Raw genomic sequence first — 14,666 nt, forward strand, 5'->3', positions numbered from 1 at the left:
CGAATCGCGCCTTCGGTCAGTCGAGCACCATCACTGCGTCGACCTCGAAGCCAGCGCCCTTGGGCAGGCCCGACACCTCAATGGTCGAGCGCGCCGGGAACGGCGCCTGGAAGTATTCCTGCATCACCGCGTTGACGGCGGCGAACTGGCCCAGATCGGTCAGGTACAGGCCCAAACGTACGATCTTGTCGAGCGAGCCGCCCGCGGCTTCGGCCACGGCCTTGAGGTTGTCGAACGCACGCCGCGCCTGCGCGCCGATGTCGCCGGGCACGATCTCGCCGGTGGCCGGGTCCAGCGGAATCTGCCCGGAAAAATACACGGTGTTGCCGGCACGCACGGCCTGGGAATACGGACCGATGGCGGCAGGCGCCTGATCGGTATGGATGATCTGGGACATGGGAACTCCGTCAACACTGAAAACGAACGCCCATTGTATCGGCGCACGCCAGGCACGGGCCAATGACAGCGTGCCCGCCGCCGACGCGCCCTACGCGGCAGCGCTCGGCGGCCATCGGCCGTCCTCGGCAGCCGGCGCTCAGGTGATCGGCGCCGGATTGAACAAGGCCAGGTCGTTGTGCAGGCGGTGTTGCTCGGTCCAGGTGCGCTGCCCGCTGGCTACATCGAGATAACGCTGGAACAGTTCCCAGCCGAGTTGGTCCAGTGTCTTGGCCCCGCTCGCCACCCCACCGGCATCGATATCCATCAGATCGGACCAGCGCTGCGCCAGCTCGGTGCGCGTGGCTACCTTGATCACCGGCACCATGCCCAGCCCGTACGGCGTGCCACGCCCGGTGGTGAAGACGTGCAGGTTCATGCCGGCGGCCACCTGCAAGGTGCCGCAGACAAAATCGCTGGCCGGCGTGGCGCAGTACTGCAAGCCGCGCCCCTTGACGCGCTCTCCTGGCGGCACCACGCCGTTGATGGGTGACGAGCCGGACTTGGCGATCGAGCCCATCGCCTTTTCCACGATATTGGCCAGCCCGCCCTTCTTGTTGCCCGGGGTGGTGTTGGCGCTGCGGTCGGCCTGGCCACGCGTCAAGTAGGCGTAATACCAGGCCATCTCGCGCACCAGCGCCTTGGCGACCTCGGCATTGGCGGCGCGTGGCACCAGCAGGTGGATGCCATCGCGCACTTCGGTGTTTTCCGAAAACATCACGGTCGCGCCGGCACGCACCAGCAGGTCGGCCGCGATGCCCAGGCCCGGGTTGGCAGTGACGCCTGAAAACGCATCGCTGCCACCACATTGCATGCCCACCACCAGCTCGCTGGCCGGCACGGTTTCGCGGCGGCGGGTGTCGAGGTGGCGCAGCCGTTCTTCGGCCATCTGCATGATCGAGCCAACCATGTCGGCGAAGCCCAGGCTGGCCTCCTGCAGCCGATAGATGCCGCTGTCGTCGGCGCTGGCATCGTCCGGCAGCAGTCGCTCGGGCGCGAGTTTTTCGCAGCCCAGGCCCACGATCAACGCCTGTCCGCCGAAGTTGGGGCTGCGCGCGATATTGCGCAGCGTGCGGATGGGAATGATGGCCTCGGGCGCGGTGATGGCCACGCCGCAGCCGTAGACATGATTGATCGCCACCACGTCATCGACATTGGGATACTTGGGCAGCAGTTCGGCGCGGATCCGCGCAACCGCATGGCCCAGCACCCCCACCACGCACTGCACGCTGGTCATGATGCCGAGAATGTTGCGGGTGCCGACGCTGCCATCGCGATTGCGATAGCCCTGGAATGTGTACCCCTCCAGTGGCGCGACGGCAGCCGGTGGCTGCGGCGTCAGATCCAGTGCTGCCAGCTCCGGTGCGGTGGGCATCTCCAGCAACTGCTCGCTGACCCAGGCGCCGCGTGCGATGTCGTCGGCCGCGGTGCCGATGACCGCGCCCAGGCGGCGCACTGCCGTGCCCTTGCGCAGCGCCTGCAATGCAATCTTGTGACCTTGCGGAATGTGCTCGATCGCGGTCATCCCGTCCTGGAATGTGGCGCCCGGCGGCGCACCGCCATCGTTGACGACGATGGCGACGTTGTCCTGAGGATGCGCTTGCAGACTGAGCCAGCGCGGTAGTTGCTGGGTGGCGGACATCATGGGCTTACCTTGCAAACAGGGGGGAGGAACATCACTGGCCAGGCGTATCGAACTGGCGCTTGTATTGCAGAATCAATCGATTCTCGTCGACGTTGCGCTGGTAGTTGGAGCGAAACGTGCCGTTGAACCAGATCACGCTGAAATGCTTGAGACGCGGGCTCTGAAACCGGTAGGTGGTGAGCACGTCACGCGCCCACTCGCGGCCTTCGCCTGCATAGGTCGCAGGCCGCGCGTCATCGCCATGGATGTAGCGTGCCATGACGCTGAGACCGGGGATGCCGATGCTCTTGCCATCGATGCTGTAGCGCACCTGCCAGCTGCGCTCGCCGCGTTCGAGAAAGTCGTTGATGAAGGTCCAGTTGAAGACATTGCCGTCGGTACCGCCTGGCCAGGGCATGGCGCTGGGACCGGACAGGCGTTGATAGCCGGCGCCGAATTCATGCCCGCCAGTGCGCCAGGACACCATGCTGCTGAACATGCGGTTGTCGATTGGCCCGGCACGCGATTGGCCGACGTCATCGGTGCGGAAATAGCGCAGGTCCACACGCAACTGATCCTTGCCGAAGGCGTGCGTCTGGATCAGGTTGTAGAGCTGCTGGCGATAGATGTCTTCCATCAGCGCGCCCTGATAGCGCAGCTGCGTGCCGGGCGCAACGCTGTAGGTGGCCGACACCAGATTCAACGCATCCGCATCCGGCGTCCCCAGAAAACGGCGGTTCTTGTTGGTCAAGGTGATCGGCACGCGCGAATCGCCGTCGCGATACCAGGCACTGGTGAAACGCGCGAGCAGCAGATCGAGCTTGGGCACGTCCTTGGATTCCAGCGTCACGCCTTGAAACGTCTCCGGCATGATGCGGGTGATGCTGGCGCGTACCAGCGGCTCGTTGGGAATGAAGCTGCCCCACTTCAACTCGGTTTGCGAGGCACGCAGTTTGAGTGTGGGCGCCACCCGCATCAGCGCGTGTTGCGCGGTGCCATCGTCGTTATTGGGCAGCAAGCCGGTGCCGCCCTCGGCGCGCACGCCATCGAGCTTGAAGTCGCCGATGCCGAGCAGATCCAGGCCGGCACCGACGGGACCACGGGTGTAGCCGCTCTTGGCATCCACCACGAAGCCCTGCGCCCATTCGGCGCGTTTGCCCTGCCCTTCGCCACTGCGGAAGTCACGGTTGTAATAGAAGTTGAGCGCAGTGACGTCCACGCCCGCGCCATCCCAGAACCCATCGTCCGGTGCCTGTGCGCGTGCGCGCCCGGCGGCACCAACCGCCAGCAGCGCGGCGCTGCCGAGTGCCAGTACGTGTTTCATGTCAACCGCCCTCCGCGGTGGTGAAGCGGTGCTTGCAACCTGGCGCAATGCACCCGTGTTGGCCTGCGACCCACAGCTAGCGCACCAGGCACGGACACTTGTTGTCGAACGCCCAGTTCGGAATCAGGCACTGCATGCCTGCCGCGTCGTCGCGGGCACCCAGGCTCAGGCTCTGATAGGTGCGATGCGCCGCATCCAGTGCGTCCATGTCCAGCTCGATGCCCAGGCCCGGCTTGGCAGGCACCTGGATCTGGCCGCCTGCAATTGTCAACGGCGCGTGCGTCAGGCGTTGACCGTCCTGCCAGATCCAGTGCGTATCGATCGCCGTTACGCGCCCGGGTGCGGCGGCGGCCACGTGGGTGAACATGGCCAGCGAAATATCAAAGTGATTGTTGGAATGCGAACCCCAGGTCAGGCCCCAATCGCGACACATCTGCGCAACGCGCACCGAACCTTGCAGCGTCCAGAAATGCGGATCGGCCAATGGAATATCCACCGATTGCAGCTGGATGGCGTGGCCCATCTGGCGCCAGTCGGTGGCGATCATGTTGGTGGCCGTGGGCAGGCCGGTGGCACGCCGAAACTCGGCCATGACTTCGCGCCCGGAATACCCATCCTGCGCACCACATGGGTCTTCGGCATACGCCAGCACGCCGTGCAGATCGCGGCACAGCGCGATGGCCTGCTCCAACGACCACGCCCCATTGGGGTCGAGCGTGATGCGCGCCTGCGGGAAGCGTGCATGCAAGGCGCGGATGGCCTCGATCTCCTGCTCGCCGCGCAGCACGCCGCCCTTGAGCTTGAAATCACGGAAGCCATATTTGTCGTAGGCCGCCTCCGCCAGTGCAACCACGGCCTGCGGCGTCAACGCTTCCTCGTCACGCAGCGATTCCCAGCGATCACGCGCGCCGCTGCCATCGCGGTAGGCCACGCTGGCCTTGCGGCGGTCGCCGATGAAGAACAGATAGCCAAGCACGTCCACCGCGTCACGTTGCTGGCCGTCGCCCAGTAACGCGGCCACCGGCTGCTCCAGAAATTGCCCAAGCAGGTCCAGCAATGCTGACTCGATCGCGGTGACCGCATGGATGGTGATGCGCAGATCGAAGGTCTGCAGGCCACGGCCCGCACTGTCGCGGTCGGCAAAGGTTGCGCGCTCCTGATTGAGGATGCGCTGGTAGTCGGCGATGGGCCGGTCGAGGATCAACCCGGCGGCCTCGCGCAACAGCACGGCAATCGCCTCGCCGCCCGGCACTTCGCCCACGCCGATGCGCCCGGAGGAATCGCGCAAGACCAGCACGTTGCGGGTGAAGTACGGTGCGTGCGCGCCACTCAGGTTCAGCAGCATGCTGTCCTGCCCGGCGACCGGCACCACGCGCATGTCGTTGATGCGTGGTGTCGCGCTGCTGCGCGCACTTGAAGAATGGATGTTCATTGAAGGATCTCCGCGTGAATCACAGCGCTGCAGGAAGGGGCATGGACGGGCCGCCAGGCGGCGCCTTCAGTTCCACCCGCTTGATCTGGCCGACCACCACCAGGTACGACACCACCGCCAGCAAGGCATTGAATCCAACGAACACCAGGGCCCACTCGAAGGTGCCGGTGTTGGAGACGATGTAGCCGATCACGATCGGCGTGGTGATGCCGGCCATGTTTCCGAAGGTGTTGAACAGGCCGCCCGAGAGCCCTGCGATTTCCTTGGGCGAGGTATCGGCCACCACCGCCCAGCCGAGCGCGCCGATGCCTTTGCCGAAGAACGCCAGCGCCATCAAGCCGACCACCATCCATTCGGCCTGCACGTAGTTGCAGCCGATCATCGTCACCGACATCAGCATGCCAACCACGATCGGCGTCTTGCGCGCCACGGTGAGTGAATAGCCGCGCCGCACCATGCGATCGGACACGTAACCGCCCAGTACGCCGCCGATGAAGCCGCACACCGCCGGCAGCGAGGCAACGAAGCCTGCTTCCAGGATCGACATGCCACGCTCCTTGACCAGATACACCGGGAACCAGGTCAAAAAGAAGTACGTCAGCGTGGTAATGCAGTACTGGCCGATGTACACGCCCAGCAACATGCGATTGCCCAGCAGCTGCTTGGCGTAATGCCATTGCGCTCCCTTGACGTGCTGGCTTGGCGTGTTGCGCTGCTCCATGTCCACCAGTGCACCGTTGCGCTGGATGTACTCCAGTTCCTGCGCCGACAAGCGCGGATGCTCGCGCGGGGCATAGATGGTCTTTCTCCACAGCGCGGCCAGCAGCACGCCGGCCGCACCCATCACCAGGAACACGTGCTCCCATCCCCAGGCATGCACCAGCCAGCCCATCAGCGGCGCGAAGGCCACGGTGGCGAAGTACTGTGCGGAGTTGAAGATCGAGGCGGCCAAGCCGCGTTCGGCTGTGGGAAACCACGCCGCCACGATGCGGCTGTTACCCGGGAACGAGGGCGCTTCGGCGATGCCCACCAAAAAGCGCAGCACGAACAAGGTGGTGACCGCCCAAGCCACCGGCACCCAGCCGATGAATCCCTGCAGCACGGTGAACAGCGACCAGGTCAGCAGGGACAGGCCATACACGCGCCGTGAGCCGAAGCGGTCGAGCAACCAGCCTCCCGGAATCTGCCCGGCCACGTAGGCCCAGCCGAATGCCGAGAAAATGAAACCCATCTGCAGTGCATCGATGCCCAGCGAGTCCTGCACGGCGGAGCCGGCAATGGACAAGGTGGCGCGGTCCGCATAGTTGATCGTGGTCACCACGAACAACATCAGCAAGATCAGATAACGCCTGCGCGGAACTGTCTTCGAATCGGGAGCCATCATCGTTCCTCACCTATGACGATGGAAGCGCAGTGCGCTTCGATACTTCAGGACGCCTGGGGATGGCGTGCCGGACCCTCCTCCGGCACGCCTCAGGCATGGGCGTGTGCAGCGTGCTCAGTCGTGTCCCAGCGCGCCATCGACGCGTCGCCATAACTTGAGTGGATTGCCATCTGCCACGGCCGCGGGCAGCAGTTCGGCCGGAAGGTCCTGGTAGCAGACCGGGCGCAGGAAGCGGTCGATCGCCAGCGTGCCCACCGAGGTGCTGCGGCTGTCGGAGGTGGCCGGGAATGGGCCGCCGTGCACCATGGCGTGGCAGACCTCCACACCGGTGGGCCAATCGTTGAACAGGATGCGGCCGGCCTTGCGCTCCAGCACCGGCAGCAGGGATGCGGCCAGCGCCATGTCGTCTGCCGCCATGTGCACGGTGGCGGTGAGTTGCCCCTCCAGGTGTTCGCTCAGGGCACGCAACTGCGCGCCGTCCTTGCAGCGCACCAGCAGCGACGACGCACCGAACACTTCGGCCTGCAGCGCTTCATCGGCCAGAAATGCGTCGGCATCGGTGCCGAACAATGCCGCCGGGCAGCGCCCGGCTTCCGGTGCTGCACCACGTGCCAGTGTGCTGACCTTCGGATGCGCGGCCAAACGCTGCACGCCCTGCGCATAGGCCTGACCGATGCCTGCGGTGAGCATTGCTGCCGGCGACACCGCCTGCAGCGTTTGCGTTGCCGATGCGATGAACGCATCCAGCGCCGGCGAATCGATCGCCAGCAGCAGACCGGGATTGGTGCAGAACTGGCCGGCGCCCAAGGTCAGCGAGCCGACAAACGCTTTGCCCAGATCCGGTGCGCGTGCCTGCAACGCCTGCGGCAGCAGATACACCGGGTTGATCGCACTCATTTCCGCATACACCGGAATCGGCTCGCGGCGTGCGGCGGCAATCTGTATCAGCGCCATGCCTCCGGCGCGTGAGCCGGTGAACCCCACCGCCTTGATGCGCGCGTCGGCGACCAGTTGCGCGCCAATCTCGATGCCGGCATCGAACAACAGCGAGAACACACCCTCCGGCAGCCCGCACTGCGCCACCGCCGCCTGGATCGCGCGGCCCACCAGTTCGGAGGTACCCGGATGCGCGCTGTGCGCCTTGACCACCACCGGGCAACCGGCGGCCAACGCCGAGGCGGTGTCGCCGCCAGCCACCGAAAACGCAAGCGGGAAATTGCTGGCACCGAACACTGCCACCGGCCCCAGCGCAATGTGCCGCTGGCGCAGGTCCGCACGCGGCAACGGCATGCGTTGCGGCAGTGCCGGGTCGATGCGCGCCTGCAGCCAGCTGCCTTCGCGGACCACGCTGGCGAACAGGCGTAGCTGGCCCACGGTGCGCCCACGCTCGCCTTCCAGGCGTGCACGCGGCAGGCCGCTTTCGCGCATGGCCCGTTCGATCAAGCCATCGCCCAACGCCAGGATCTGCTCGGCGATGGTCTCCAGAAACTGCGCACGTGCCTCCAGCGTGGTCTCGCGGTAAGGATCGAAGGCCGCTTGCGCCAGCGCGCAGGCCTGCTCCACATCCGGCGCGGTAGCCGAGCCGAACACCGGTTGCAGCGCCTCGCCCGTGGTCGCATCCACGCCCCGCAAGGCAACGCCGGCACCCTGCACGCTGCGCTGGCCGATCAACGATTCACCCAGGATCGTGTGCATCAGCGGCGACCTCCGATGAGCTGCGTGAGCTGGGCGAATTCGTCTTCGGTCAGATCGGCCAGCGGCGTACGTACCGGGCCGGCCGGGCGACCCACGGCACGCATGCCGGCCTTGACGATCGACACCGCATAGCCGGCGCGGCGATTGCGCAGCACGGTGTACGGCAGCACGAAGTCGTTGAGCTCGCGGTAGATGGTTGCGTGATCGCGCGCGCGCACTGCCGCATAGAACGACAGCGCCCATTCCGGCAGAAAATTGAAGATGGCCGACGAATACGTGGTCACCCCCATTTCCAGGTACGGCAGCGCAAAGGTTTCGGCCGTCGGCAGCCCGCCGACGTAGAGCAGGCGATCGCCCAGCCGCGCGTAGATGCGCGTCATGCGGTCTACATCGCCGATGCCGTCCTTGTAGCCCACCAGGTTGGGGCAGCGCTCGGCCAACCGCGCCAGCGCCACGTCATCGAGCCGGGCATTGGCGCGGCCGTAGACAATCACGCCCAGCGAGGTCGCCTTGCAGACGCGCTCGACATGCTCGGCCACGCCGTCGGCATCGCATTCTGTGAGATACGGCGGAAACAGCAAGATGCCATCGGCATCGTTACGCTCGGCAGCCTGCGCCATGGCCACGGCAATCGCCGTGCCATAGCCGGCCGGCGCGATCACCGGCATGCGCCCGGCGGTCTGGGTCACGGCCGCGCGCACTGCGCGGTCCACTTCGTCCAGGGTCAGCGAAAACAACTCGCCGGTGCCGCCGGCAGCAAACAACCCGGCGGCCGGGTGCGAGGACAGCCAGTCCAGATTGCTGCGGTAGGCGGGCTCGTCGAAAGCCATGTCCGCATCGAAGTGCGTCACCGGGAATGACAGGAGCCCGGCACCAAGCGCTTGGGCCATTTCCGAAGGTGTGTATCTGCTGCTCATGAGGCGAACGGTCCTAGGCGGGGGTGGAGTGATGCTAGGAAGACGCATCGTTGCCGGTCCAAACCAAAGGACGTATTGTTTGATACATAAATTGAATCGATCGAGCCACGAGTGGTGCTATTCCATCGCAAATGCCTGCTTTTCCAACGGTTTTTGGCGGCACTGTAATTACGTGAGCCGCTTTTCAGTACGGCTGTCGGTGTCAGCCGCGCCGTATTCATCTGCATGCCGGGCCCGCCGATGTTGCAGTTGCAGCATCGAATTGCCCGCCAGCGAGCGTCGAGAGGTCATAGCGCCATGTTCGATCTGCAACAGTTGCGCTGCTTTGTCGCGGTCGCCGACGAGCTGCATTTCCGGCGCGCGGCCGAGCGTTTGAACATGACCCAGCCACCGCTTAGCCGGCAGATCCAGCTGCTGGAACACAACGTCGGCACGCCGCTGCTGGAGCGCAACAGCCGCCATGTGCGGCTGACCCAGGCTGGGCGCAGCCTGCTGGCCGAAGCGCGCGCGATCCTGCGCCTGGCCGAAAACGCCGGGCTGCGGGCGCGCCGCATTGGTGCAGGCGACGCCGGCAGCGTGTCGGTGGGCTTCACTGCCGGCGCCAGCTACCGCTTCTTGCCGGAGGCTATTGCACGCTGGCGCAGCGAGGCGCCAGATGTGGATCTGCAACTCAAGGAGATGGTCAGCCTGGCGCAACTCGATGCGCTGGATGCCGGCCGGCTGGACATCGGCCTGCTGCGTCCACCGATCCAGCGACCGGGCCTGCGCAGCCGGTGCGTGGCGCGCGAGCCGCTGATCGCCGCGCTGGCCAAGGATTCGCCGCTCGCGCAGCGCGGCAGCCTGCGTCTGCAGGACTTCGACCAGCAACCGCTGGTCAATTACGCGCCCGACGAAGCGCGGTATTTCTACGACCTGCTAGCGCAATTATTCGGCGCGCGCGGCATCGCGCCACGTTCGGTGCAATACGTCAGCCAGATCCATTCGGTGCTGGCACTGGTGCGCGGCGGCATGGGCATGGCGCTGGTGCCGGAAGGTGCCAGTGGCCTGCGCTATGCGGGCATCGTCTATCTGCCGCTGCAGGACGACGCGCCGGCAACGCCAGTGGAACTGCATCTGGTCTGGAAGCAGGACAACGACAACCCGGCCTTGCGCAACTTCATCCACTAAAAGCAGCTATCAAAACGACTGCGCAGCCGCCAGGCGGGCGCGGCCGGTGCTCGAAATCGGCATGTACCTACTTAGACCCCGGCTTCTCCGCGCCGTCCGCACCTACCTGACGACTGCTCGCTACGTTTTGTTAGCCGCTTAAGCGTGGCGCATCGCCGGCCTGCGCCGACATGCGCCGCAGTGGTGCGCGGCTACTGCCGGCCCACGCTCTGCACCACGTGCAGGCGACGCAGGCGGCGCATCACTTCGGCCAGATGGCGGCGGTCGCGCACCTGGATGTTGAAGCGCAGCACCGCCGCATTGAAATCGCGGTCCAGGTAATCCACCCGCTCGATGTTGGACTGGCTCTGCGCGATCGCCGCAGCCAACTGCGCAAGCACGCCAGTGCGGTTTTCCACTTCCACCACCAGCGCGGTGTCGTAGTCGCCGGTGACATTGGAGTCCCAGTCGATCGGCACCCAGCGTTCGGGCGACTTGCGCAGCTCGGCCAGGTTGGGGCAATCCAGCCGGTGCACCACGATGCCCTTGCCGGCGGTGTGGTAGCCCATGATCTCGTCGCCGGGAATCGGCTGGCAGCAATTGGCGAAGCTGATCACGCCACGCTCGCTGCCATCGATCAGGATCTTTTCGTGCGAATGCTTGGAATGCCCGCCGCCGCGCAACTCGGCGTAGGCCATCAAGGCCTGCGCTGCCTGGGTGGGCATCCAGTTGCCCAGCGCCACATCGGCCAGCAAGGCCTCCAGTCGCGGGTAGCGGTGCTCGCTGAGAAACGCATCCAGCCGGCCCTTCGGCAGCCGCTCCAGCGAACTGTCCATCGCTTCCAGCGCGCGGTCGAGCATGCGATGGCCGAGCTGCACTGCGTCTTCGTGTTCGAGCTGCTTGAGCTGGTGGCGGATCGCCGTACGCGCCTTGCTGCTGACCACAAACTCCAGCCACTGCGGCTTGGGCGTGGCCGAGCGCGCGGTGATGATCTCCACCGCCTGCCCGCTGACCAGCTTGGTGCGCAGCGGCACCAGCTTCTTGTCCACGCGCGAGGCGACCGCGCGGTTGCCCACGTCGGTGTGCACCGCGTAGGCAAAATCCAGCGCGGTGGAATTGCGCGGCAGCGCCAGGATCTTGCCCTTGGGCGTGAACAGATAGACCTCGTCCGGGAACAGATCGACCTTGACGTTGTCCAGAAATTCCAGCGACGAGCCGGCCGCGCGCTGCGAATCGATCAGCTCCACGATCCAGTCGTGCGCACGGCTCTGCGCGCTATTGGGCGCCGCCGAGCCAACCTTGTAGGTCCAATGCGCAGCCACGCCGCGCTCGGCGATCAGGTCCATCTCTTCGGTACGGATCTGCACTTCGATCGGTGAGCCGTATGGCCCGAACAGCACCGTGTGCAGCGATTGATACCCGTTGGCCTTGGGAATGGCAATGAAATCGCGGAAGCGCCCGTCCAGCGGTTTGAAGGTGGCATGCACCGCGCCGAGTGCGTGGTAGCAATCGGCCACCGAGCGCACTACCAGGCGAAAACCGAACACATCCATCACCTGGTCGAAGGATTTGTTCTCTTCGTGCATCTTGGAATAGATGCTCCAGGGCGTCTTGATGCGGCTGACCAGGCGATGCTCCAGCCCTTCCTTGGCCAACCGCTGCGACAGCTGCACCTCCACCTGCGCCATCGATTCGCGCCGCACCACCGGCTGGCTGCGGATGTGTTTTTCGATGATGGCGTGGCGCCACGGATACAGCGCGCGGAAGCCCAGGTTCTGCAGCTCGGACTTGATCAGGCTCATGCCCAGGCGCTGGGCGATGGGCGCGTAGATTTCCAGCGTTTCGCGTGCGATGCGGCCGCGCGCTTCGGTGCTCTGCGCGCCCAGCGTACGCATGTTGTGCAGACGATCAGCCAGCTTGATCATGATCACGCGCAGGTCGCGCGACATCGCCAGCAACATCTTGCGGAAACTTTCCGCCGCCGCTTCCTGGCGGTCGCGGAACTTGAGCTTGTCCAGCTTGGTGACGCCATCGACCAGCTCGGCCACCGCCTCGCCAAATTCCGACGCCAGTTCTTCGCGCGTCAGCGGCGTGTCTTCGATGGTGTCGTGCAGGATCGCGGCAATCAGCGATTCCATGTCCAGGCCGAGCTCGGCCAGCACACCGGCCACGGCAACCGGATGGGTGATGTAGGGCTCGCCCGACTTGCGGGTCTGGCCGGCATGCGCGCTGGCGCCGACTTCCCACGCACGGCGCAGGATCGGCAGCTGCTCCTTGGGAAGGTAGCTGGCGGCGCGTTCGAGGTGCAGGACGTAGTCGGGAATGGCCGCGTCGGTAGACGCAGCGGTCGCAACGGTCGCCTGGGCAGTGGGGCCTGGGTTCATGCCGGAAGACTATGCCAGCGCGGCAGTGACGGCAAACGGTTGCATGCGCTTACTCACTGCACACACGCTCAAAACGAAAACAGCCCGCGACAAGGCGGGCTGCTTGGATCGATCGCAACGATGCAGGCGATCGCGCGCCTGGATCAGTCGTCGTTCTTGGACATGTCTTCGTCGGCGACCACTTCGGCGGCGGCCCATTCCAGGGCTTCGCGCTCGGCGCGCTCGCGCTCGGCCTTCTCGACTTCATCGATCAGTGCGTTGTCGATCCGGCGTGCCGCGATTTCGCGCAGCGCCATCACGGTGGGCTTGTCGCTGGCGTCGGCGTTCTCGATCAGCGGCTGCACGCCGTTGGCGAGCTGACGCGCACGCTTGGAGGCCATCATGACCAGCTCAAAACGGTTGTTCACGACTTCCAGGCAATCTTCTACGGTAATGCGGGCCATGCGGGCTCCCGGCGACCAGCAACGGCCGCGCATCGAATGAGGGAAAGGGGGCGGAGTGTACGCCCGGGCCGCGGTGGCGGCAACCGGCGCTTATTCAGTGTCCTTTGGAATCAGCCGCTTGGGCGGCTTGCGGCGGCTGGCGCATGACGCTGTGGCGCGCGTTGGCGCTGCCTGCTGCGCCCAGTCCGATGCGGCGAGCAGCGGCCCGGCACCCTGCGGTGCCCCGCGCGCTAGCTGGCAGATTCAGTCCAGCAACGCCTGGATCAGCCCGGCATGGCGCTGCTGCTGGGCCTGCCGACGCAGCCGGCTGGCGGTGAAGATCGCGCACATCTCCGAAACCGCCGTGTCGAAGGTCTCGTTGATGATCACGTAGTCGAATTCCTCGAAATGCAGCATTTCCTCGCGGGCGGCGGCCAGGCGTTGCGCCATCACGTCCTCGCTGTCCTGCCCGCGCTTGCGCATGCGCTCGTCCAAAGCCTGGCGCGACGGCGGCAGGATGAACACGCTCACTGCGTCCGGCACCTTCTGCCGCACCTGGCGCGCGCCCTGCCAATCGATCTCCAGCAGCACGTCGTGCCCGGCCGCCAGCTGCGGCTCCACCGACTGCCGCGCGGTGCCTTTCCAGTCGCCATGCACCAGCGCGTACTCGAAGAAGTCACCGGCTTCGATCATGCCCTGGAATTCCTCGGCAGAGACGAAATGGTAGTGCTCGGCATGCCGCTCACCCGGGCGCGGCGCGCGCGAGGTGAAGGAGATCGACAAGGCGATCTTGGGGTCACGCGCCAGGGTGGCGTTGACGATGCTGCTCTTGCCGGCGCCGGAAGGGGCCGCAACGATATAGAGGGTGCCGCGCATTTTAGGGAATCGAGAGTCGGGAATAGGGAATGGGGCGCCGCGCCAGGCATGCAGGCCGTGGGGAATCGTACCTGCTTTGACGATTCCCCATTCCCGATTGCCTATTTCCGGCTACTCGATGTTCTGCACCTGTTCGCGGATCTGGTCGATCAACACCTTCAGGTCCACCGCCGCGTTGGAGGTGCGGCTGTCCACCGATTTGGAGCCCAGGGTATTGGCTTCGCGGTTGAATTCCTGCAGCAGGAAATCCAGGCGCCGCCCGACCGGCTCGGACTGCTTGAGCACGCGCCGGATCTCGCCGATGTGGCTGGACAGGCGGTCCAACTCTTCATCCACATCGAGCTTTTGCAGCCACAGCACCAGTTCCTGCTCGGCGCGGCCCGGGTCCACTGGATGCGGCAGATCGGCCAGGCGGGCCGCCAATTTGGCGCGTTGGCCTTCGCGAATCACCGGAATCAGCGTGCGCACCTCACCAGCAATACGCTCGATGGCATCCACGCGCTCGCTGATCGCCTCGGCCAGCTTGGCGCCTTCGCGCTCACGGGCGGCCACAAACCCGGACACCACCTCGTCCAGCAACGCCAGTGCCTGCGCCTGCAGCGCCGGTGCATCGACATCCTGCACCTGCAACACGCCGGGCAATTGCAGCAGATCGGTGAAGCTCACCTGCAGCTTGGGCATGCTTGCATCCAGCCGCGTGGCGAGCGCGCCCAGTTCCTGCAGCAGCGCCTCGTTGACGGCCAGGGTCTGACCGCTGTCGGGCGCGCGCAGGCGCAGCGCCAGGTCCAGCTTGCCGCGGCTGTTGCGGGCAGCCACGCGCTCGCGCAACAGCGGCTCCAGCGCACGCAATTCTTCGGGCAGGCGCACGCCCACTTCCAGAAAACGGTGGTTGACCGAGCGCAGCTCGCAACCGAGCGTGCCCCATGGCGTGATGCGTTCGCCGCCGGCGAACGCGGTCATGCTTCGGATCATCGTGAGTCCAGTGCCTGCAAAGCGCGAATGGTACCCTAGCAGGCCATGCCGGCCG

General features: G+C 65.6%; 12 protein-coding genes and 1 other RNA gene. 2 read left to right on the top strand and 11 right to left on the bottom strand.

What is annotated here, in order from left to right; genetic code table 11:
* Positions 1-16 precede the first annotated feature (16 nt).
* The 7 genes from ACD584_RS10600 to kdgD all read right to left on the bottom strand — a co-directional run bounded on the left by ACD584_RS10600 (position 17) and on the right by kdgD (position 8,811).
* On the bottom strand, positions 17-397 hold the full coding sequence (locus ACD584_RS10600; RefSeq protein ID WP_011038342.1) for a RidA family protein: 381 nt from the start codon (positions 395-397) through the stop codon (positions 17-19).
* 138 nt (positions 398-535) lie between these two features.
* Entirely contained in the window at positions 536-2,077 is a 1,542-nt protein-coding gene (gene garD / locus ACD584_RS10605) for a galactarate dehydratase (RefSeq protein ID WP_076037892.1), read from the bottom strand.
* 34 nt (positions 2,078-2,111) lie between these two features.
* Positions 2,112-3,383, bottom strand: a complete 1,272-nt coding sequence (locus tag ACD584_RS10610; RefSeq protein ID WP_076037109.1) for an OprD family porin — start codon at positions 3,381-3,383, stop codon at positions 2,112-2,114.
* A 76-nt stretch (positions 3,384-3,459) separates the two neighbouring features.
* The gene (gudD, locus tag ACD584_RS10615; protein ID WP_076037110.1) at positions 3,460-4,815 is read right to left on the bottom strand and encodes a glucarate dehydratase; all 1,356 of its coding nucleotides are present in this window, start codon (positions 4,813-4,815) and stop codon (positions 3,460-3,462) included.
* A 19-nt stretch (positions 4,816-4,834) separates the two neighbouring features.
* Positions 4,835-6,199: an MFS transporter gene (locus ACD584_RS10620; protein WP_076037111.1), complete on the bottom strand. Its 1,365-nt coding sequence runs from the start codon at positions 6,197-6,199 to the stop codon at positions 4,835-4,837.
* Positions 6,200-6,313: 114 nt separating this feature from the next.
* Positions 6,314-7,894 carry an aldehyde dehydrogenase (NADP(+)) gene (locus ACD584_RS10625; protein WP_076037112.1) on the bottom strand — a complete coding sequence of 527 codons (1,581 nt, stop codon included), beginning with the start codon at positions 7,892-7,894 and terminating at the stop codon, positions 6,314-6,316.
* Positions 7,894-8,811 carry a 5-dehydro-4-deoxyglucarate dehydratase gene (gene kdgD, locus ACD584_RS10630; RefSeq protein ID WP_076037113.1) on the bottom strand — a complete coding sequence of 306 codons (918 nt, stop codon included), beginning with the start codon at positions 8,809-8,811 and terminating at the stop codon, positions 7,894-7,896. The genes ACD584_RS10625 and kdgD overlap by 1 nt, the downstream gene beginning before the upstream one ends.
* A 297-nt stretch (positions 8,812-9,108) precedes the next feature.
* Between kdgD and ACD584_RS10635 the strand changes: the two genes are divergently transcribed.
* Positions 9,109-9,978, top strand: a complete 870-nt coding sequence (locus ACD584_RS10635) for a LysR family transcriptional regulator (RefSeq protein ID WP_076037114.1) — start codon at positions 9,109-9,111, stop codon at positions 9,976-9,978.
* A gap of 61 nt (positions 9,979-10,039) precedes the next feature.
* A non-coding RNA gene (locus tag ACD584_RS10640) (sX9 sRNA) lies at positions 10,040-10,114 on the top strand.
* Between the two features lie 55 nt (positions 10,115-10,169).
* Here ACD584_RS10640 and ACD584_RS10645 read toward each other — a convergent pair.
* From ACD584_RS10645 to ACD584_RS10660, 4 genes are all read right to left on the bottom strand, one after another.
* On the bottom strand, positions 10,170-12,341 hold the full coding sequence (locus ACD584_RS10645; RefSeq protein WP_011269543.1) for a bifunctional (p)ppGpp synthetase/guanosine-3',5'-bis(diphosphate) 3'-pyrophosphohydrolase: 2,172 nt from the start codon (positions 12,339-12,341) through the stop codon (positions 10,170-10,172).
* A gap of 143 nt (positions 12,342-12,484) precedes the next feature.
* Positions 12,485-12,784, bottom strand: coding sequence for a DNA-directed RNA polymerase subunit omega (rpoZ, locus tag ACD584_RS10650; protein ID WP_002812428.1), 300 nt, complete (start codon positions 12,782-12,784; stop codon positions 12,485-12,487).
* 243 nt (positions 12,785-13,027) lie between these two features.
* On the bottom strand, positions 13,028-13,639 hold the full coding sequence (gmk, locus tag ACD584_RS10655; protein WP_011038351.1) for a guanylate kinase: 612 nt from the start codon (positions 13,637-13,639) through the stop codon (positions 13,028-13,030).
* A 111-nt stretch (positions 13,640-13,750) separates the two neighbouring features.
* On the bottom strand, positions 13,751-14,611 hold the full coding sequence (locus ACD584_RS10660) for a YicC/YloC family endoribonuclease (protein WP_042597606.1): 861 nt from the start codon (positions 14,609-14,611) through the stop codon (positions 13,751-13,753).
* Positions 14,612-14,666 lie beyond the last annotated feature (55 nt).

This window comes from Xanthomonas sp. NCPPB 2922, assembly GCF_041520885.1.
Taxonomy (GTDB): Bacteria; Pseudomonadota; Gammaproteobacteria; order Xanthomonadales; family Xanthomonadaceae; genus Xanthomonas; species Xanthomonas campestris.